Source organism: Paenibacillus sp. FSL E2-0190 (assembly GCF_037992965.1).
Lineage (GTDB): Bacteria > Bacillota > Bacilli > Paenibacillales > Paenibacillaceae > Paenibacillus_AQ > Paenibacillus_AQ odorifer.
In genome coordinates this window covers 1,673,718-1,694,248 of sequence record NZ_CP150306.1, presented here as the reverse complement: position 1 = coordinate 1,694,248, position 20,531 = coordinate 1,673,718, and the positions used below count along the sequence as shown (strand labels likewise).

The window sequence follows — 20,531 nt, the reverse complement described above, 5'->3', positions numbered from 1 at the left end:
GATCATAACATAAAATGCGTTGGAATGAATAATCGATTTCAAGTACGATGACATTAATAAGCTTTAGGGGGATTTAAAATGAGTGTTCGCAACAGGTGGTTAATGATTTCAGTAGGTCTGGGGATTTTATTGAACCCTTTAAATTCTTCGATGGTATCTGTGGCTATTCCAAGGCTGCAAAATGTATTCCAGCTTGACTATACAGGTGTTTCCTGGATTATTTTTTCTTTTTACATTGCAAGTAGCATCGCTCAACCTGTCATGGGAAAGGCCAGCGATTTATTCGGCCGGAGGAAAATATTTCTTACCGGGCTTGTCGTATCCTTCATTGCAGGTTTATTAGCTCCTTTCTCCCCAAACTTTGGCTGTCTCATCGTGTTCCGTATTGTGCAAGCCATTGGAACTAGCATGATGGTTGCCGTTGGAATGGCCATTGTGCGGATTCATATTACGGAGAAACAAGCGACCGCACTATCTGTTTTATCCATCTTCCTATCCGGCGCGGCAGCAATTGGTCCCTTTATTGGCGGGGTTATTATTCACTGGTGGGACTGGCCAGCTATCTTTTTCGTCAATATTCCATTCGTGGTCGCTAGCTTTCTATTATCTTGGAGGCATATCCCCAAGGACGAACCGTCAACAACCGTTACCCGGGGAATGTCCCTGCGCAAATGGTTTGATTTGATTGATGCGTCAGGAATCCTGCTCTTCACTGTGGGGCTGATTGCCGTGCTCCTTGGATTGCTTTCAGCAAAATCATCCGGACATATCTCATTAATACATGTCATTACCTTGCTAACAGGACTCGTTCTGCTAGGAGTATTCGTCCGGCATGAGCTAACAGCGGCATCACCCTTTATTCCTTTACGTACATTTGCCAAATACCCGGCAATGACTTGGGTTAATGTTGAATTCATGCTCGTTAATGTACTTTTTTACTCACTCTTTTTCGGGATCCCATCCTACTTGCAAATGGTACGTCATGTCAGTGAATTCCAAACAGGAATTCTCATGCTAACGCTGGGATTATGCTCACTGATTACTGCTCCAATAGCAGGACGCTGGATCGATAGATCAGGACCCCGGCCAGCATTGCTAGTGTCCGGGGTCCTGATGACATTGGGATCAGTGTGGCTTGTGGCCTTAAATCAGTCTTCACCAGTTATCAGTGTATGTGTGGCTTTAGCTGCATTCGGTATTAGCAACGGATTGAACAATGTCGGCCTGCAAGCAGCCTTGTTCCAAAGTTCTCCAAAAGAAATAATCGGTGTAGCCTCCGGATTATTTAATACATCGAGATACCTGGGAACCATTCTCTCTTCATTGTTAATAGGTATCATAATGGGAGGTAAGTTTAGCTTCGAGGGATTTCAAGTCCTTGGGGTTATCCTCACGGTAATTGCATTGTCTTTGGTATTCATGAGTCGGAAGCACCGTGAGTCAGGGCAATTGCAGAAATCGGCTAATTCGGGCGCTAAAAAATAGGAAAGTGCAGACAAATAAGACCTGTCATCAGACGGGTCTTGTTTTGTTATTTTAATGCGTAGCCTCAGCTCTTTATGAGTTTTATTTAACTCTTCAAGGTGGGGATAAACTCGATTCATAAATAGGATAATAAATAAAGCGCCCATAGTAAACTTGTGCTCGGTGAGCCAAAAACATAATGAAGAAACCAGATTTACATATATTTTTCCGTCCAATTTCAAGCTCAAAAGACACATTTATAATGTGAAAACAGTTTCGGCAGCTCGATATTTTGAAACTTGTCCCGGGTTGAACCGTAATTTTTAAGAACAAAGACACAGCACAGCAGAGAGGAGCTATCATTAGTGGAATATTACCGCAACAATGTAGCCGACAGTTTACAGGATGTTCAGAGTTCAGCTAACGGGCTTACTTCGGCAGAAGTCGACAAACGTCTGAAAGACTATGGTTTTAACGAATTAAAAGGAAAGAAAAAAGATCCTGTTTGGAAGCTTTTTCTTGAAAACTTCAAAGACCCTATGGTAGTCGTACTGCTTATAGCGGCCATTGTCCAGATTGTTATGGGACAAGTTATGGAGTCGCTTATTATTTTCCTCGTGTTGATTCTCAATGCAGTTATAAGTGTCATCCAGACCCGTAAAGCGGAGAGTTCACTTGATGCCTTGCAGCAGATGTCAGCACCCGAGGCCAAAGTGCTGCGTGATGGAGAATTAAAAACCGTCCCGGCAAGGGAACTTGTACGCGGTGATATCGTATGGCTGGAAGCCGGCGATTTCGTACCCGCCGATGGCCGGATTATAGAATCGGAAAGCTTAAAAATAAATGAGGGTATGCTAACCGGAGAATCCGAAGCTGTGGAAAAGCATACGAATATCATCGCGAAAGAATCTCCGCTTGGAGACCGGCGTAATATGGCGTTCAGCGGTTCACTAGTTGTATATGGCCGCGGAAGCCTGGTAGTAACGGGAACTGCACTCACTACCGAAATCGGTAAAATTGCTGAACTCATTGAAAGCGCCGAAGCCAAGCAAACGCCGCTGCAGCGCAAGCTCGAAACATTCAGCAAGCAGCTGGGGGTAGCAATTATACTCCTGTCCATTGTAATCTTTGCCATCCAGGCCGGACGTGTTTGGTTGTCGAATGATACTGTGGATACAACAGAAGCTATCCTGAATGCGTTAATGTTTGCAGTCGCTGTAGCGGTTGCTGCGATTCCCGAAGCTCTTTCCTCAATAGTAACTATTGTCCTATCCGTAGGTACTAACAAGATGGCTAAGCAACATGCGATTATTCGTAAGCTGCCCGCTGTCGAAGCCCTTGGGTCAACCAGTGTCATCTGTACAGATAAAACCGGTACCCTCACCCAGAATAAAATGACTGTTGTAGATTACTTTTTGCCAGAAGGGGACCGTGATCAATTCAATCAAGCGCCTGAAGAATGGTCTGAAGAAGCCCGGCGGCTCCTGCATATTGCTGTGCTCTGCAACGACTCTAACATTAATGAGGATGGTAAAGAGCTGGGTGATCCTACAGAGGTAGCGCTTATTGCCTTCAGCAACAGCAAGAATAAAGATTATAAGGAAATACGCGATAATTTCCCGCGCGAAGCCGAGCTACCTTTTGACTCGGATCGCAAGCTAATGACGACCTTGCATACTTTTAACGGGCAAAAAGCAATGATTACTAAAGGCGGGCCCGATGTGCTCTTTGGTCTATGCTCGCATGTACTGTTAAGTGGAAAAGAAGTGCCGATGACACCAGAAGTTCTTGAACGCTTCTTCGAAGCCAATGAGGAGTTCTCCAGCAGAGCACTACGTGTACTTGCCTATGCCTACAAAACCGTACCAAATACGGTTACTGAAGTAGGATTAGAGGATGAACAAAATCTGGTGCTCGTAGGTTTGACAGCTATGATTGATCCACCTCGGGATGCTGTCTACGGCGCGATCGCAGAGTCTCAGAAGGCTGGCATCCGAACCATCATGATTACCGGTGATCATAAGACAACCGCACAAGCGATCGGCCGCGATATCGGTCTGATGACTGAAAATGAAATTGCCGTAACCGGCCAAGAACTCGATGCCATGTCTGACGAGGAACTTGATCAAAAACTCGAACAGATTGGTGTGTACGCCCGTGTCTCCCCGGAGAACAAGATCAGAATTGTCCGCGCGTGGCAGCGGAAAGGCAAAATAACAGCCATGACAGGTGATGGTGTAAATGACGCGCCTGCTTTGAAACAAGCAGATATCGGAGTTGCCATGGGCAGTGGAACCGATGTTGCCAAAGATGCGGCTGCCATGATTTTGACCGATGATAATTTTGTATCTATTGTCAATGCTGTATCTGTGGGCAGAACGGTATTTGACAATATCAAAAAAGCGATCGCCTATTTGTTTTCAGGTAACCTGGGTGCAATTATCGCCATCCTCTTTGCCCTTATTTTCAACTGGATTAATCCTTTCACAGCGATTCAGCTTCTATTCATCAATCTGGCGAATGATTCTCTGCCCGCCATTGCTCTCGGGATGGAAAAACCTGAACCTAATGTGATGAACAGAAAACCAAGAGAGCTCAAGGAAGGAATATTCGCAGGAGGAATGATGCAGGCCATTGTCACTCGTGGTCTACTCATAGGTATAGCTGTAATCATATCCCTGTATATCGGACTTCAGGATTCGCCTGATATGGGCGTAGCTATGGCATTCACAACCCTGATCTTGTCTCGTACGTTGCAGACCTTTGCCGCCCGTTCGAACAGTCAAACTGCTATTGAAGCTGGGCTTTTCAGCAACAAATACGTCATCGGAGCCGTTCTGGTCTGCTTTGCCTTTTACGGCATTGCAGTTCTGCCAGGGGTTAGAGAAATCTTCTCGATTCCGGCTTCATTTGGAATGTCAGAGTGGCTGGTTGCAGCAGGCTTAGCCCTCGGCTCCCTCATCCTAATGGAAATAACGAAGGTTGTTCGAAGAGCTTTTACACCCAAGTCTGTTGAACAGAATCCTGTAAATTCCTGAGTAAGCTATAATCGACCGAAAAGACAAAACAGCGATTCTCCAATAATGGAGTATCGCTGTTTTTCTGACATCTAGAGTTAAACCTAGAAAAGCTTCTGTTGATTTTAATCAAAATAAAATAATTCTTCGAATTTTTTATCCAACGCAATACATAAAATCAAAGCCAATTTTGCAGTAGGGTTAAACTGTCCGGTTTCAATCGAGCTTATAGTATTTCTTGAGACACCCACCATTTCTGCCAATTGTGCTTGCGATAATTTTTGTTCTGTTCTAGCTTCGCGCAGTTTATTTTTTAAAACCAAATGTTCACTCATACTAATCACTCATTCCATAAAAGTAAATAAACAAAAAATAAACACTTATAATTAATCCTAAAATGAATTTGAGTAAATCCATCTTTTTCTTAGTTACAGAATACATTCCAAGACCTTCACAGCCCAAATATCCAAAAAACATAGCTATCATAGCTTTTAATGCAAAATTTGTTTCCTGACTATGATTATATAAATTGAAGACACTCAGAATGCAAAATACAATCAACATTCCAATGAATCCGCTTTTTCTGCCTTTAGCAAATACAAATTCTTTTCCTTCGTCTCCTTTTTCATTTCTGCTTTTTTCTAATATTTCTTCCTTTTTCATAAAAATTTCTCCTTTCAAATTGAAAAGATGATGACAAGTTTTCTTGTCATCATTATTATAATACGCCAAGTTTTCTTGTCAAATAAAAAAATAGCCCACTCCAATCCAAAGATTGGTAGTGAGCTATTTTCTATACCTTCATATATTCGTTATATAATTGCTCGAAAGTATTGTATCGTTCGACTTTCCTGCCTACCTTGTTGTATTCCTCCAGATATTCATCCATGACCTTCAGAAACTCATTCTTAAAGACTTGAAGATGGTCAGAATCAAAATACTGCATGATATCAAACTTTTTGGTTCCCTTCCATTCTGTCATTTCATCAAGAAAACCTTGTATGCCCATTGCTGCTAGATACGCATACGATCTATCACCCGATTCTACACTTGCTATAATCTTATTGCGGTAGTTGCACCATAACTCCTCATAAGTTCCGCCAAGATTATCATAGCTTGGGACAGGCTGCACTACAAAATCCTTATACATTTTATTATATAAATCATTGATGTTTTTAAGTGCCTTATATGCTGCACTTCTGATTTCATCGATAGTCTTCGCCTCTATCACAGCCATATATGTCTTTTCAAAATCATCAGGAACATAACGGTACGTAGCTATTTCCTCCAAATATCTTTTCATTCCCCGTTTGAAATAAGTATTGTTCAAATGAGTTAGCGCATTTAACAAATTGTATAAAACTTCGCTTGAAGCATACCTTACTGCTCCTATATCTTCAGAAAGTAATGTATTCGCATATTCCTGTTTTGCTATGTCTATACACTTTTTCGCTCTACTGATACATTCTCTCCCTATAGGCATTGCCAGAGCATCGAGTGCTCTCTGTTTATATAAATTTAGCTTTTCCAAATATTCGGGTTTTGCACAGTATAACACCTGTAAATCCACCAGACATGAAATCATTGGACTCTCGAGATTGGCTTGATCTTCTATCCTTGTTTCCCATGGCGTACAATATAGATCGTATCCAATATCATCCAAAATAAAACACGAAGATATTCCCCAGCCTTGCTCTGTGTTATTAATTATGATTAGATCAAGATCGCTTTTTTCATGAAAATCCCCAGTACTAAAAGAACCTGTAAGCCCAATAATTGCAATATCATCAGAAAAATCTCTCTTAGCCCGTTCAATGACCATGCTAATAAGCTTTTCATTTTTGATTAAGATCTTTTCTTTATGAACAGCATCCATATCCATGTCCCCTCTCCAACCTTATTAATTCTATTGTATAAGCATGTTGTTAGAGTAGGTATTCCAACTTTAATTATATTAAATCTATACCAAGCCCTTCCTCTCTCCTTCAAAGAAAACAAAAAACGCGCTGGCAAGAGCATAATTAGCTTCTCTCCAACGCGATTTATAGTCATTAGTGAATATTTTTCTTTTTGAAACTGCCGCCCTTAACTTCTGCAACATCGTAGACTACTACAAAGGCATTCGGGTCAATTTCACGAATAATATCTTTTATTTTACTTTCTTCCAGACGGTTAATTACACAAGTAATTTCTTTGAATTGTTCATTGGAGTAGCCGCCATAAGCATCTGTATAAGTTGCTCCACGACCCAATCGGTCACGAATAGTCTCGACCATGATTTCCGGTTGAATGGTGATGATTTTAAACGTTTTAGAGCCACTCAAACCTTCTTCAATAATATGAATGACCTTAGAAGCAATAAAATAAGCAAGCGCTGATAGAATAGCCCCTTGTAGGCCAAATACTGTTGAAACAACAATAAAGACAAACATGTTTAGAAATAAGATTAAATCACTGGTCCCAAAAGGTAATTTTCGTGAAAGTAAGACAGCTAACATATCTATCCCATCTAATGCTCCACCATTACGTAAGGCTAAACCCATACCAAAACCGATAATAATCCCGCCAACAACGGTAATTAATAAGGTATCACCTTCTATAATCGTCGGTACATGATGCATAAGACTAGTGCCAATAGCCAGTGAAGCAATACCGATAACGGAGTAAAGAGCAAAGCTTTTACCAATTTGCTTATATCCTAGCCACACAAAAGGGATATTAATTATGCCAATTAGCAGCCCTAGCGGTAAGCCAAACAGTTCAGAGCCAACGATGCTTAGACCTGTGACACCTCCATCTGAGACGTTGTTGGGTATCAATACGGATTCTAGACCATAGGCAGCTATTAGCGCCCCAATAATAATCATGAATACTTTTGAGAATATCTTGAGTTTATTTGATTTCTGTTTTCGCGTTTCAATCATTAAATTTCTCCGTTTCACATTGCTTAATTTAGTCCATAAAAATTTCCTCTAAAGGTCTTCCGTCACCTGGATTAAAATCAATCCCTAAAATCTTTGCCATCGTGGGGGCTATATCTACCATTTCGATGTCCCCTATATGATGCCCATTTCTAATCTTTTCCCCGGAGACAACCAAGTTGCATCTATAGCCGTCTTTATCAGGAGAATAGCCATGCGTGGCAAATTTAACGCCTTGTTTGTCCAAATCAACAATCGTTGGTTCATCCATACTTTCGTCGAAACAATAACCTCTCTTAGCCTCAAGCATATACTTTGTGGTTTGGCCCACATGAAAATAATCCAGTTCATCTCTAGCATACAATTTCTCTATACCTGAAGATTCATCTCTCATATTATCTCCAATAACAGCTAATGCTATTTGCTCAGCTTCTTCATCGCCCTGCCGGATATGCAAGTAAGCCGCTCCACCCCCACACTGAAAGTAAGCTCTCCACTTCATTTCGCCGTTCTCTTCATAGATCAGGCCCTTTTCCTGCAAAAGGTTGTTTAAATGCACCTTGTACCTAACATTAAACTGGCCATGGTCCCCCAAAATTAAAAAAATCGTATCATCCTTTATCCCCGCTTCATCCACTGCCTGCATAATATCGCCTACCCTTTTATCCATACGTGTGATTACCTGCATCACTTCGTCACTGTCAGTTCCATAAGCATGTTTGGCATCATCCAGATCGATCAGATGCATCATTAGAAGATTAGGTTTTTTGCGCTTAATCGTGTCTATAGCACATTTGGTCGTGAAGTCATCCAGATAGGGCTGCTCAATCCCCTTGCGGATCCGGCCATATTTCAGCTCCATATCCACGCAGTATAAGGGGCTTCCGCTTTTTAATATCTTCAGTGCCTGATTTTCGCTTTTGATGGCTCTGATTTCAGGTATATTGTATTGGATGGAGGATTTACCCGATACTGGCCATAGGATTCCGGCGGTGCTCATCTTATGCTCGCGCGCAACATCGTAAATCGTTGGCACCTTGATCGCATTTCTAAACCAGAACCAATTCTGCTCCTCTTCCTTAATAAAGGGCTGAAACGGATTGTTGTGATGGATGCCATGCTTATCCGGATATACACCGGTTGCTATGGTGGTGTGCACTACATATGTGAGCGTGGGATACACACTTTTCAATTTATGGCTGTGGGCTCCGTTTTTAATTAATTCCGCTAAGTTTGGAAGCCGGCTGGCCAATGCCCAGTGGTCTTCTGAAAAGGCATCGTAAGAGATGACGATCAAATGCTTGGCCATAGCCGTTTGTGCTTTAATTGACTTCATAGAATAAGCCCCTTAGGTTCGTCATGTTCAGGCTGCTCTTTAGGTAATGTTATAAATACGAATAATCCAATAATAAAAAGTGGGATAATCGCTAAAATACTAAATTTAGCATTACCTGTTAAGGTTGTTGTTAAAGACATTACAGCAGGACCAACAATGGCCGCGAACTTGCCAAAAATATTGTAAAAACCAAAGAATTCATTGGAATTCTCCTTTGGAATGATCTTCGCATAATAAGACCTGCTGAGCGCCTGAATGCCTCCCTGAGCGGAACCAATTAGCGCACCTAGAATAAATATATGCCACACTGAAGTGATAAAAAAAGCTGCGATGCAGGAAATGATATATGTAACAATCCCCACGATGATCAAAGTCCTGGCGGAGTATTTTTTGGCGAGATTACCATACAGGATTGCACAAGGAAAAGCGATGATCTGGATAACTAATAATATCCCCAGTAAGGTAAAGGTGTCAAAAGCATCCGCACCCAGAACCGATGTGGCATAGGGCACCACCATTTTAATAATCGTATCTACCCCATCAATATAAAGAAAGTACGCAATTAAGAAAACAAATACACCTTTATGCTGTCTAACATTCCTAAAGGTGTCTCCAAGTCTTTTAAAACTGTTGATTACAGGTCTTGGTTCAGGCTCAATATAATATCTCTGCTTCACATCTCTGATCATGGGTATGGTCAACAGCCCCCACCAAAGAGCAGTAATGATAAACCCAATCTGATAACCGATCGACTTATCCATCCCCATAAACAGAATCAATAGCAGGCTGATGCCAAATGGAATGACGCTGGCGATATATCCATAAGCAAAACCTTTTGTGGATACCTTATCCATCCTTTCATCAGTGGTTATATCCACAAGAAAAGAGTCATAAAAAATATTGGCTCCGGCAAAACCTATGACAGACAGGATGTAAAACACAATCAATAACTGCCACTGCCCGCTCGCAGGTGCAACGAATGCCAACGAAGCCGTAGCCAGCACACCGATCAAAGAGAAAAATAAGAAAAAGCGCTTTTTCTTATCCTTGTAATCTGCGATCGTGCCTAAAATCGGACTAAGGATAGCCACAAGAATACTAGCAATGGAGTTAAAGTACCCTAAATCCATGCTGCTGTTAACATTTGAAAACATGCCAAATACAATAGGCAATAATGCAGTTGTAATCGCCATCGAATAGGCTGAATTCCCGCAGTCATATAAAATCCATGATTTTTCCTCTTTGCTAAGTTTCATCTAACAGCCACCTTTTCACCTATTTGTAACTGTTATATCATTTCAGCATAAGAGCCATGTTAAATGAATGTTAATTACATCACAACTTCTTCATAAAAAAACGACCTTTTAAAATCGAAAGGTCGCTTACTCGCTTTTATATATGAATTTAATATTTGACGATATATTCGCAATATTCATCCCCATTAACATTACATTTTATTTCCCGGACGGAAACCCGCTTTCCACGAATTTTAGTAAGTGCTCCTTCGATAATGGCTCCCTCCAGGTCACAAACCATTTTCCCTTCCATAATAGGTAACCCTTCGCAGAAACAATCGTGTACTGCAATCGTCATCCCCTTGTCATCTTCATGGGTTATTATAGGAATCCCTATCTTCAATTGTTCGAATAACTCGAATAGTTCATTAACCGAGGTAACACCAAACTCTTCCCCAATTTTTCTTCCTATAGTCAACGTTGTACCCTTACCATTCATGGGTAACGCTTGATATAAACCAATAAGTCTAATCGTTCTGAAAAGCTCCAAAGGTACGACATTACCTAAATTTTTTCTCTTTATTTTTTTCATATCTGTAAAAGTAAATTGATCCATGCCAGTAGCCTCCAATTGCTTATGTAATTTATATTTCAAATTTAATTGATATATTGAGTATAAACGTATCCAATAATTTCTTTGTGATCTTACGCACATCCTGATTTTTTGTAGAACCATAACAAAAAAAGCAACTTCCCTGTTGGCAAGTCGCTCCTTCATTCATTAGATGCAGCAGCATCTCAAATATGATAATCATAAACCCAAGGCAAAATAACCCTCACGCTAGTTCCAACCTGAACCTCTGAATCTACCTTAATATGCCCCCCATACATTTCAATTAATTGTTTACAAATCGATAATCCAATCCCTGTCCCTTTTTGCTTGGTAGTAAAGAAAGGGTCAAATATCCGTTTTAATTTATCCTGTGGAATTCCTTCTCCGTTGTCTTTAAAGAGTAGAATAATTTCGTTTGTCTCAGCAGCTGTGGTAACAGAAATATCTATTCTGCCTCTAAAAGCTGTGAAGGAATCGATACTATTTTTCAAAATATTAAGAATTACCTGCTCTAGCTGAGAGGCGCTTCCAAACGTTAGTACTTTTTCTAAAGAGCACTCTACTGAAAGTATAATATCATCACTAAGTATGAGTTGATTCACAATGTTATTAACTCTATGTATAACCTCCATAACGTTAAATACTACGCCGTTATTTTTCGTACTGTCACCTTTTCGAGCCAGTATTAGAAAGTCCGTTACTAATCCATTCAGAGCATCAATCTCTTTGATGGTGATATCCAGATATGCACGCAATTCATCCGCTTTGATCTCCGGCTCATTTAGCCTGATATTTACAAGCTGAGCAAAACCTTTAATCGAAGCTAGCGGATTTCTTATTTCATGCGCCATTCCTGCTGCCATTTGTCCCATAACAGCAATTTTTTGTTCATGTAAATTGTCAATCTGTTGATTTTTATTAGACAAATAACCTTGTGCAAAGCCAGTAAAACGGGTCCAGTTGCATTCCATTAAACGATTATAAAAAAACAATCGGATCGCGGAATCATCTACAAACTCTTCAATGATCTTAAACATAATATTCTGAGCGGTTAAATTTAAATCCTTGCTCATATCAAGTAAAATATCAAAATGATCACCGAATATTTCTGCAGTATAAACCCCTTGCTCAGCCCCCTCTTTTTCTAGCAGGTTTAAGTATTGATCGTAACCAAAAGAATCAAAAAACAAGGCTTCTACCATACTCATTAATATCGTACTGAATGATGAATCTAACAATTCCTTATGCGTCTCTACAAACCAGGAGAATTCGATGTTTTTCATAGTCATGGAATGATAATGCCTGTTTAAAATGATTGGAACTGCTAAGATTAATGACGAACGCAATTCATTTTCTTTGTATGACATTGTCATCCTCCTTCTTTGTAGTTTGTATTCAAGATATGTGTATATTTTCCTGCTTCAAAAACACAGTAATTCACTTTGTTTTAATTATCATATTATATTCTGGACTTGACTGTTAGAGTGGCATCGAAGATAATTACAACCTCACCAAAAAACCAAAAAAACTATAATTAGGAAGATCATTGATTTTGAAAAGGGGCGGTCGTCATTAGCTGGTTAAGTGATCTCTATAAATTACAGAAGCAGGAGCTAAAGAAGGACATCGAGCCCTCTTTAGTCAATGCTATCTTTCGCATGTATGATAAATTTCCCAGGATTGGACTTAAAGAGCGGATCGGCCAGCAGGATATGTCTCTAGATATCGCTGATGCCTATATTAATGGTCGTAACGCGATGATTGAAGCTGGAGTCGGCATCGGCAAGTCCTTCGCCTACCTCATTCCCAGCCTGCTTATTAACCAAATCTCAAGGCAACCGGTTATTATCGCGACATCCTCCATACAACTTTCAGAACAAATACATAAAGATCTGAGATTCATCGGAAGTCGGCTCGGATTTACAAGGGTACGTTCGGTAGTTGGAAAAGGCATGGGGCAGTATGCTTGCCGGTATAGGGCAGCAGATCTGTTCCAAGCGGATGATTCAAACGCCCCTCTGTCTGCGCTTGCTCAACAGATTGTCAATTATGAAATTGATGAGCGGGCAGATATTAAGGGCGGGGTTAGTGATGCAGTATGGTCTAACGTTTGTGTGAATGATTGCAAATTTGAACGTTGCCATTATAAAAGTACATGTACGTTTTATGAGATGAGAGCTAAAATTAATGCCAACGCGAGCGATATGGATTTTATTATCGTAAACCAGGATCTGCTCATCCGTGATTTAATCAAGAAAAAGGAAGGAACGAAGGGGTTAATCACTGAACGGCCGGCTCTGATCGTAATTGATGAAGCTCATAATCTGGAAGCAAAGGTTAGAGATGCAAGAACGGTCGAATTTACATACCGGGGAACCTGCCGTATTCTGGATGACGCCTTACAGATTCTCTTCAAGCAATCTGCCGATACGGAGCTTATGCCGCAATTTAAATTTATAAAAAGATGCGTTGGCCATATTTTCAAACAAGTTGAGGCAGACTTACTGCAAACAGCCAAGCAGGACAATGACCGTATAAAAATATCGCAGATCACAGGAATCCCCTTAAAACGAGCAGCACAGGTTTTAAAAGATTTTAATCTCAGCCTTTCCGTCTTAACTTCACGGCATGAGCGGGAGATTGACAATATTTTCGAAGCCATGAACGGACTTATCGACCTCTTTGATGTACTCGACGGAGTAGAGGATAACTATCTGATCTGGGCAAGCAATACCCAGCGGGAGAGTACCCTTAGTATCTGCCCTAAAGGGATAAGCCAGTTTCTGAAATATACCTTATTTAACGGGAAAACCTCTGTTATTTTAACGTCAGCAACGATGTGTCAAAACGGAGAAACGCTGGAGGAACAATACGCTTATCTGACTGAGTCCCTCGGTTACAGGGGAGATTATATGGAGCGCCAAGCTTCACCGTTTGATTATGATAACCACACCATGCTGTATATTGCCAAGGACATCCCCTACTATAACCATCAGCGGCGGGAAGATTATCTTGAAGCGGCATACAAGGAAATGATGAGGCTCTGTAATTTAACAGACGGGCGGACATTGGTTCTTTTTTCAGCTAAAGAGGATATGAAGTATATTCATAAGAAATTAAACTCTGAGAAGCTTGCGTGGGCATTACATGTTCAAAGGGAAGGCTCGTCCCAAGACGGGGTGATCGCTGACTTTCGGGGCAGTAAAGGCGTTCTACTTAGTACCGGTGTATTCTGGGAAGGTGTGAATATCGAAGGTTCCGATTTGTCGCAGTTAATCATTTTCCGTCTGCCTTTCCCTGTTCCTGCCGATCCTGTCTATGAATATAAGACTTCGATGGCAAAGAATCCCTTGAAAGAGGTTTTTGTACCGGACATGCTGCTTCGGTTGAGACAAGGAACCGGGCGCCTGATCCGCAGTGAAACTGACCTTGGTGTACTCAGCATACTCGATTCCCGCCTGTCCATTGCCGCCAAAAAGGATTACCGGGATCAGGTACTGGAAGCCTTACCTTTTAAAAAGGTTACTGAGGATTTCAAGGTTCTGGAGAAGTTTGTGAAAGAAAAAGGGATACAGCTTAGTGATACGTAAAGAGATGAAAAAAAGCAACCCATCCGCAGACAAGTCGCTTCTAAACCCTATAACGTTATCTGGCAATTAAACTACTTTATGTTTGTATACCCGCATCGCTATTAAATAAGCAACTACTAGAATGGCTATGCACCATATGATGGCTCCCCAAATATCATTGCCGACAGGCTGCCCCATCAGGAGGGAGCGAACCGCCTCTACTATAGATGTAACGGGTTGATTTTCAGCAAAGGCGCGAACGACTGGCGGCATCGATTCGGTAGGCACAAAGGCCGAGCTGATGAAAGGAAGGAAAATAATCGGGTAGGAAAAAGCAGTCGCGCCGTCCACCGATTTTGCGGATAGTCCAGCAATTGCTGCGACCCAAGTTAGAGCCAGCGTAAACAATATCAGGATGCCGGCAACCGCCAGCCATGATAGCACTCCTGCCGATGAACGAAACCCCATAATCAATGCAACAAGAATGATGACGCTAACTGAAATCGCATTGGAAATCAGGGAGGTCAGCACATGTCCCCACAGCATGGTAGAACGTGCAATCGGCATAGAATGGAATCTCTGAAAAATCCCTTTTTGCACATCATTAAACAGGCGGTAAGCCGTATAAGTTACACCACTTGCAATAGCGATCAGTATGATCCCGGGCAATAAATAATTCACATAGTTATCCGTACCCGCCTGGATGGCCCCACCGAACACGTAAACAAACAACAGCATAAATGCAATTGGCATGATAGTTACCGTGATGATGGTATCCATACTGCGGAGAATATGGCGCATAGAGCGTCCGAGCATTACACTCATGTCACTGAAAAAGTGCTTCTTAATCATTTCCATTTACTTTCCCTCCTTTTTGCCGATGATTGCGAGGAATATTTCCTCCAGCGTCGGCTGCTTTTCAATGTACTCAACTTTTGCGGGCGGAAAACGCTTTTTTAGTTCTTCGAGTGTACCGCTCGCAATAATTTTACCTTCATGCAGAATGGCGATTTGATCAGCAAGCTGCTCTGCCTCTTCCAAATACTGCGTCGTCAAAAAGACAGTCGTACCGCCGTCGGCAAGCTCCTTAACCATCTTCCATACATCCATCCTTGCCTCAGGATCAAGTCCAGTGGTTGGTTCGTCGAGGAAAATAATCTGCGGTTTTCCAACAAGACTCATCGCGAGATCTAATCTCCGGCGCATCCCGCCTGAATAAGTGGATACCTTGCGATCCGCGGCAGCGGTCAAAGTGAAGCGTTCCAGCAGATCGTCCGCAACTTGACGCGGATGCTTCTCATGGCGGAGCCTCGCAATCATGATCAGATTTTCCCGGCCGGTCAGAATCTCATCCACGGCAGCAAATTGACCCGTCAGGCTGATGGACTGGCGTACATAATCAGGCTTTGTGGCGACATCAAATCCGTTCACTGCAGCAGTCCCGCCATCTTGATTCAGCAAAGTGGTGAGGATTTTGACAATGGTGGTCTTGCCTGCACCATTGGAGCCCAGCAGAGCAAAAACGCTGCCCTGCTCCACTTCAAAATCCACCCCCTTTAAAACTTGAAGCTGTCTGTAGGACTTTTCTAACCCAACCACTTTAATGGACTTGTTCATTGCATTCCCTCCTCAAGGTTTTGTTAGCATATCTTTATGGAATTCTCCCCGCAAAACTCACTTCGGAAGCTCAGGCTTATAGAACTGTAACCTTTGTCAAATCAGCTTCCATGCCTTTGAGCGCAGCAAAGGTCAACTTATCCATCATTGCACCATCAAAGTTGATCGTTTTGATTGCACGATAAAACTTCTTGGATAACGAAAACCCGGAGAGGAATGACACATTTTTTAACGTCGCACCTCTAAACGAAATATCGTTCAGCGCCGACTTTTCAAACTTAACCCCGATAAAGGTCTGGCCGTCAAAACATAATCCCCGCAGATCAGAGGTTTTAAATTCCACACCGTCAAAGATACAGTTCTCAAAGATTGTTTTCGTGAGATCAGTCGTACACAGCTTGACGTCGGTCAGTCTTGCGCTGATAAATTTCACCCCTGTAAGTCCTGATGAGCTAAAGTTGGTGCGAACAAGAATAGATTTGTGAAAGCTCGCATTTGCCAGTTCAATGCCGGACAGATTGCAGTCGGTCAGATTAGCGCTGTCGAACTTGGCCTCGCCTACGTCACTGCCCGCGAAAGAACTGCCAGTCAAGTCAGCGCCTGTAAAATCGGAACCCCGCAACGCGCTCACTTTAAAATCCCCTTTATGGGCGGTAACGCCTGCAAAATCACTCTTCGATAAGTTGCTCGCCCTAAAGCTCGTCACCACCTGCCGCTCAAGTGAACGGGAGAGATTGGCAACCTCCTGCACCGTCTGTTCAATGTCGCCGATGCTGTCTATCGTCATCTTAAACGCCGTTTCATCATCCTTGCCTTCAGCCTTGAGTTCACTGAACCGCTCCTGCAAATCGGAAAGGAGGTCACTCTTTAATTCAGCAACGCTTTTTATCCCGTCATAGGGTGCGAATACGCCATTTAAATACATGTTTAATTTCTCATTCATATTATCAAGTCTCCTTATAATAAGTTTTCAAGCACACGCTTTGCGTACTCCCAATTAGTCTTGTTATTGGCGTAAACAGCTTTCCCCTTCTCGGTAATCCGAAAATACTTCCGTCGTCCCCCCTGAGACTCATCCCCCCAATACCATTCAATGTCACCGTCTGCCTCAAGCCGCCGGACGCTGGAGTACATCGTAGCTTCTTTTAATTCATACTCGCCTCCGGAACGCTCAGCAATCAATTTGACGATTTCATATCCATAACGATCGGCTTCGGACAAGAGCCGTAATACCATCGTATCGGTATGCCCTCGCAGCAGATCGGATGTGATTTTGTTCTCACTCATTTCATCACCTCATAATCGCATTGTATATCACACTACTGTGACAGTCAAGGTACTTTGATCATCATGTTTATACAAAATAAAAAAATGCCGTCCTTAGTTGTCTAAGGCAGCATTTTTCTCTTTTAAGTCTGAAGTTCCAATTTACGCTAACCAGAAATAAGTTGATTTATGTCTGCTGGTAATTCACAGCTACCTGCCGGCAACCCTCACACAAAAATGCATAATAAATCCCCTCGCTGTCCTCGGCCTGTTCCATGTCCATTTGGGCAATAAACTTCATCGTCGTCGAACAGCAAGGGCACACAGGATATTCCGCATCCTGAATCCAAGCCGGATGTCCTCCAATCTGCGACGCAGGCGCCTCAAGCATCCAATACGAATTTTCATAGGTTCCCATCTGCCGTTCCGATAGCTGCATGGCATGCCATGCTATTTCTTCCCTGTCTTCATTTGCAGGCAAAAAATCAGGAACGGTATTATATTCACTCCACGAATATTGGCCATCCAGCTCCGCTTTCATAAACACGGTGCCATAACAATTACAATGCATGCAAGCTGCAATCCTTAACTGCTGGCCGGAAAGCTTCATAAATTGAACCAGTGGATTCTGCAAATCGTAATCAAACAGCACTGTCAATTTACCGCCACACCAAGGGCAGGAATGCTCACCCTCCTGCAGCGCCGCTACCGCCGTATGATCCCGATCCAGCCCATTTTTTCCGTCCCTGTTTACTTCAAAATGATAACTCTCGGGGTAAAAGAGCAGCCTTTTCCCACCGTCGGGATCTAATTCCCATCCTGCTTCGTGAGCATAGGTTTCCGGAGCCACATTTAACTCCGATGTCCATCGAGGCGGATGCTGCCGCCATGTCTCGAACTGCCGTACAACCTCTTTATCGCCAATCCAGGCCAATGCAAGCAGCAAATGATTACGGTTTTCCGAGTCATGCTCTAACTGATGAATGATCATATCGCGGATCTCCTGACCCGCTTCTTTATAGAGAATACCGGGATAATACTTCCCTTTGTGAAAAAAAACCTCCAGCCCCCGTTCAATGCACGCACTTGAAAAACATATAAGCGACAGTAAAATAGCCTCAGCCTGGTCAAAATCATCTTCTTCCATCAATTCAATGGCGTAGGATTCCAATCGCTCCCTTTCGCTTTCAGTCAGTTGACGATACAACTCTTGCGCGGTTTTGTGATAGGAGATTTCGTGTTCAAGCGGGCTCCATCTCCGCGGTTTGTGCATGATTTTAAGAATTTCAACCGGATCATTCACACCTGCGTACAAATCAATGTCTTTTCGATTTTGTTCAATATAAGCCTTTTGCTCCAGCGCAAGCTTCCTTTGATGACAGGGCATGCAGATTCCCCCCGTCTTTAAAGCAGTTGCAGGAAGTATGCTTCCCTTGCAGCCTGAGGTTTGGCAGGGTATACGCTCGCTCATCGTATCTCTCCTATTCTGTATAAGTTATTCTCAAAGACTATTATTAATAAGCTAAACTGCATTATAGAATTAGCTATATTATAGAATTAGCTGCATTAAATATACCACCGGATTTAGCAGCTTTAAATTCATTTCAGATTTCAATTGGATATATCCCCCACCATCACCTTAAACGGAAACAAAAAAAGGTCAACCAAATATTTCTGGTTAACCTGATAAACGAAAACTCCCCCGGATAAAGAAGAACCGGTGCCCTTGTATTAGGCTTAATCCGTAATCTTTACATTTCCAAACACAGCCTTATTCCTCGAGTCATCCCCGGGATTGCTAAGTGCTATGCCAATATACACCTTGCGGTTCATCGGAATCTGAACAGTTCCGACCGTTTGCCAGTTATTCCCGTTCGTCGAAATAGCCCCTTTGAAGGTATTTCCACTTCGGGTCAGCTTTAGCCATCTTGGAGCCGAGGCAGCCGCAGTCTGATCAACCATATTGCCCGCAGTCTCTGCACGATACTGGAAGGTGGCCCCATTCTCGGGGGTAAGCATCATATCTGCGTGCTTCGAATTATGACCCAGCGACTCCCGAATCATAATGCCGGCCTTGGCCCAGCCGTCCAATCGGCTAGTGGACTGCACTTTAACAATAATCTCCGCATCGCCCCGCACGGATTGGTATATATAATTCAGTTGATCTCCATTTCCCCAGATATCCGTAGAGCTGCTGCTGAGTGTAAATTGCTTATTGGAAGAATTGTAGGTAACGTTCCCCGGCATGGAACCAATATTTCGCGCCTTCCACCCTGCTGGTAATTGAGCCGGATAGTCTTGTTCTACCGGAGGCGTCCAGCCTGGCGTAGGCCAGGTTTCACGTTCTTTGATATTGGCTAGCTCATCTTCTGGCCAGGCCCCGTAAGCAAAGAACGACAGACGCTTCACACCTGGATAATTCTCGCGGATTCCCTTGTAAATCTCCTGATATTGATCATCTGTCCAATCATTATCCAGCGTCGCAACAATTTCCACGTCACTGCCGCTAATCCGGTCGCTCGTATCCTTCAGGATTCCGTAGGAAGTGCTGTATACCCAATCACTGTTGAACTCCCAGTCATCAAAGTACGCCATTGGTGCAACAAAGTCGATATCATCCTTGAATTTGGCTACATTCTGCCCAACTTCAATGAATTCTGGCGGCAAAATATACACGCCGAGCTGCACATCCGGCTTCGAGGACTGTGTGATATCCTGACGGATATCGCCCACATACTGTCCGATTTGTTCGGTTCTCCATTCATTCCACTGCTCACGCTGAGGCGAATCTGTCTCGAAGTCAATGCTGAGCGGTGAATACCCGAACTGCGCCTGATACTTCAGGGCCGTGTAATCACTGACGTCCATGTTGTAATTGTCGAAGCGGATCCAATCCAGCACAACGCCATCCACATCATAATTCTCGATTACTTCCTGAATAATGGAACGCTCATACTCCTGCACTTCATGGTGAATCGGATTGACGAAGTATTCGTTGCCGTTAGAACCTGTAAACGGTGTCTGAACCCCGTCAACCAGCGCCTGCATCTGCCATTCATCGTGCTCCAGGAAAGCCTGCTGATCATGGAACTGCGGAATCCAGGCATGAACCTTGATTCCTACAGCATGGGCTGCCGTAATGACAGCCTGCAGGGCATCGAAATTCTGGTAGCCTTGGGCAATTGGTGCGATATCACTCTGATAAAATACACTTCCAGACGGAACCTCATCATCTTCATCCTGCTTCACGTTCATGCTAATAACATCGACGCCATAGCTTGTAGACAGCGCGATGAAATTCTGGACATCCGTCATGTTCTTAAACTGGTTTACGGTCCGTACAATAACTTCCGTTTCGAAAGGGGGGTTACTCTCCTCTTCGGCCATAACAGGAACGGAACCACCGGCTATCGAAGAAACCAACACGATGCTTAACAGTGCTATGAACCTCGATCTCAACGCAAATGCCATAATCTCGCCTCCACAATTATAA

General features: G+C 42.8%; 17 protein-coding genes. 3 read left to right on the top strand and 14 right to left on the bottom strand.

Annotated features, from left to right (window positions below):
* Positions 1-78 precede the first annotated feature (78 nt).
* Entirely contained in the window at positions 79-1,485 is a 1,407-nt protein-coding gene (locus tag NST25_RS07305; RefSeq protein WP_340393655.1) for an MFS transporter, read from the top strand.
* Between the two features lie 344 nt (positions 1,486-1,829).
* Positions 1,830-4,502 carry a cation-translocating P-type ATPase gene (locus NST25_RS07300; RefSeq protein ID WP_340393653.1) on the top strand — a complete coding sequence of 891 codons (2,673 nt, stop codon included), beginning with the start codon at positions 1,830-1,832 and terminating at the stop codon, positions 4,500-4,502.
* 104 nt (positions 4,503-4,606) lie between these two features.
* Here the strand turns inward: NST25_RS07300 and NST25_RS07295 are convergent, their stop codons facing one another.
* The 8 genes from NST25_RS07295 to NST25_RS07260 form a co-directional block, all read right to left on the bottom strand.
* The gene (locus NST25_RS07295; protein ID WP_076125269.1) at positions 4,607-4,816 is read right to left on the bottom strand and encodes a helix-turn-helix transcriptional regulator; all 210 of its coding nucleotides are present in this window, start codon (positions 4,814-4,816) and stop codon (positions 4,607-4,609) included.
* 1 nt (position 4,817) lies between these two features.
* Positions 4,818-5,144, bottom strand: a complete 327-nt coding sequence (locus NST25_RS07290; protein WP_076219426.1) for a DUF6442 family protein — start codon at positions 5,142-5,144, stop codon at positions 4,818-4,820.
* Between the two features lie 130 nt (positions 5,145-5,274).
* On the bottom strand, positions 5,275-6,363 hold the full coding sequence (locus NST25_RS07285) for a nucleotidyltransferase domain-containing protein (protein ID WP_248547736.1): 1,089 nt from the start codon (positions 6,361-6,363) through the stop codon (positions 5,275-5,277).
* Positions 6,364-6,532: 169 nt separating this feature from the next.
* On the bottom strand, positions 6,533-7,405 hold the full coding sequence (locus NST25_RS07280; RefSeq protein ID WP_036675789.1) for a YitT family protein: 873 nt from the start codon (positions 7,403-7,405) through the stop codon (positions 6,533-6,535).
* A gap of 28 nt (positions 7,406-7,433) precedes the next feature.
* Complete coding sequence (locus NST25_RS07275) at positions 7,434-8,738, bottom strand: ectonucleotide pyrophosphatase/phosphodiesterase (protein ID WP_340393651.1); 1,305 nt, start codon at positions 8,736-8,738, stop codon at positions 7,434-7,436.
* Positions 8,735-9,994, bottom strand: coding sequence for an MFS transporter (locus NST25_RS07270; RefSeq protein WP_340393649.1), 1,260 nt, complete (start codon positions 9,992-9,994; stop codon positions 8,735-8,737). Before NST25_RS07270 ends, NST25_RS07275 begins: the two co-directional genes overlap by 4 nt.
* Before the next feature lie 148 nt (positions 9,995-10,142).
* Complete coding sequence (locus NST25_RS07265; RefSeq protein WP_076185335.1) at positions 10,143-10,589, bottom strand: V4R domain-containing protein; 447 nt, start codon at positions 10,587-10,589, stop codon at positions 10,143-10,145.
* 182 nt (positions 10,590-10,771) lie between these two features.
* On the bottom strand, positions 10,772-11,953 hold the full coding sequence (locus NST25_RS07260; protein ID WP_076125275.1) for an ATP-binding protein: 1,182 nt from the start codon (positions 11,951-11,953) through the stop codon (positions 10,772-10,774).
* A gap of 345 nt (positions 11,954-12,298) precedes the next feature.
* On the opposite strand from NST25_RS07260, the gene NST25_RS07255 reads away from it, so the two are divergent.
* Positions 12,299-14,176 (top strand): ATP-dependent DNA helicase, encoded by a 1,878-nt coding sequence (locus tag NST25_RS07255; RefSeq protein WP_340393647.1) that lies wholly within the window; start codon positions 12,299-12,301, stop codon positions 14,174-14,176.
* Positions 14,177-14,242: 66 nt separating this feature from the next.
* Here the strand turns inward: NST25_RS07255 and NST25_RS07250 are convergent, their stop codons facing one another.
* From NST25_RS07250 to NST25_RS07225, 6 genes are all read right to left on the bottom strand, one after another.
* Positions 14,243-15,013, bottom strand: coding sequence for an ABC transporter permease (locus NST25_RS07250; RefSeq protein WP_036675795.1), 771 nt, complete (start codon positions 15,011-15,013; stop codon positions 14,243-14,245).
* Positions 15,014-15,772, bottom strand: a complete 759-nt coding sequence (locus NST25_RS07245) for an ATP-binding cassette domain-containing protein (protein WP_076185338.1) — start codon at positions 15,770-15,772, stop codon at positions 15,014-15,016.
* Between the two features lie 76 nt (positions 15,773-15,848).
* The gene (locus NST25_RS07240) at positions 15,849-16,715 is read right to left on the bottom strand and encodes a pentapeptide repeat-containing protein (protein WP_076279563.1); all 867 of its coding nucleotides are present in this window, start codon (positions 16,713-16,715) and stop codon (positions 15,849-15,851) included.
* A 14-nt stretch (positions 16,716-16,729) separates the two neighbouring features.
* On the bottom strand, positions 16,730-17,059 hold the full coding sequence (locus NST25_RS07235) for a PadR family transcriptional regulator (RefSeq protein ID WP_036675798.1): 330 nt from the start codon (positions 17,057-17,059) through the stop codon (positions 16,730-16,732).
* A 166-nt stretch (positions 17,060-17,225) separates the two neighbouring features.
* Positions 17,226-18,509: a DUF1963 domain-containing protein gene (locus NST25_RS07230; RefSeq protein ID WP_340393641.1), complete on the bottom strand. Its 1,284-nt coding sequence runs from the start codon at positions 18,507-18,509 to the stop codon at positions 17,226-17,228.
* A gap of 266 nt (positions 18,510-18,775) precedes the next feature.
* Positions 18,776-20,509 (bottom strand): family 10 glycosylhydrolase, encoded by a 1,734-nt coding sequence (locus NST25_RS07225; protein ID WP_340393638.1) that lies wholly within the window; start codon positions 20,507-20,509, stop codon positions 18,776-18,778.
* Positions 20,510-20,531: the final 22 nt, after the last annotated feature.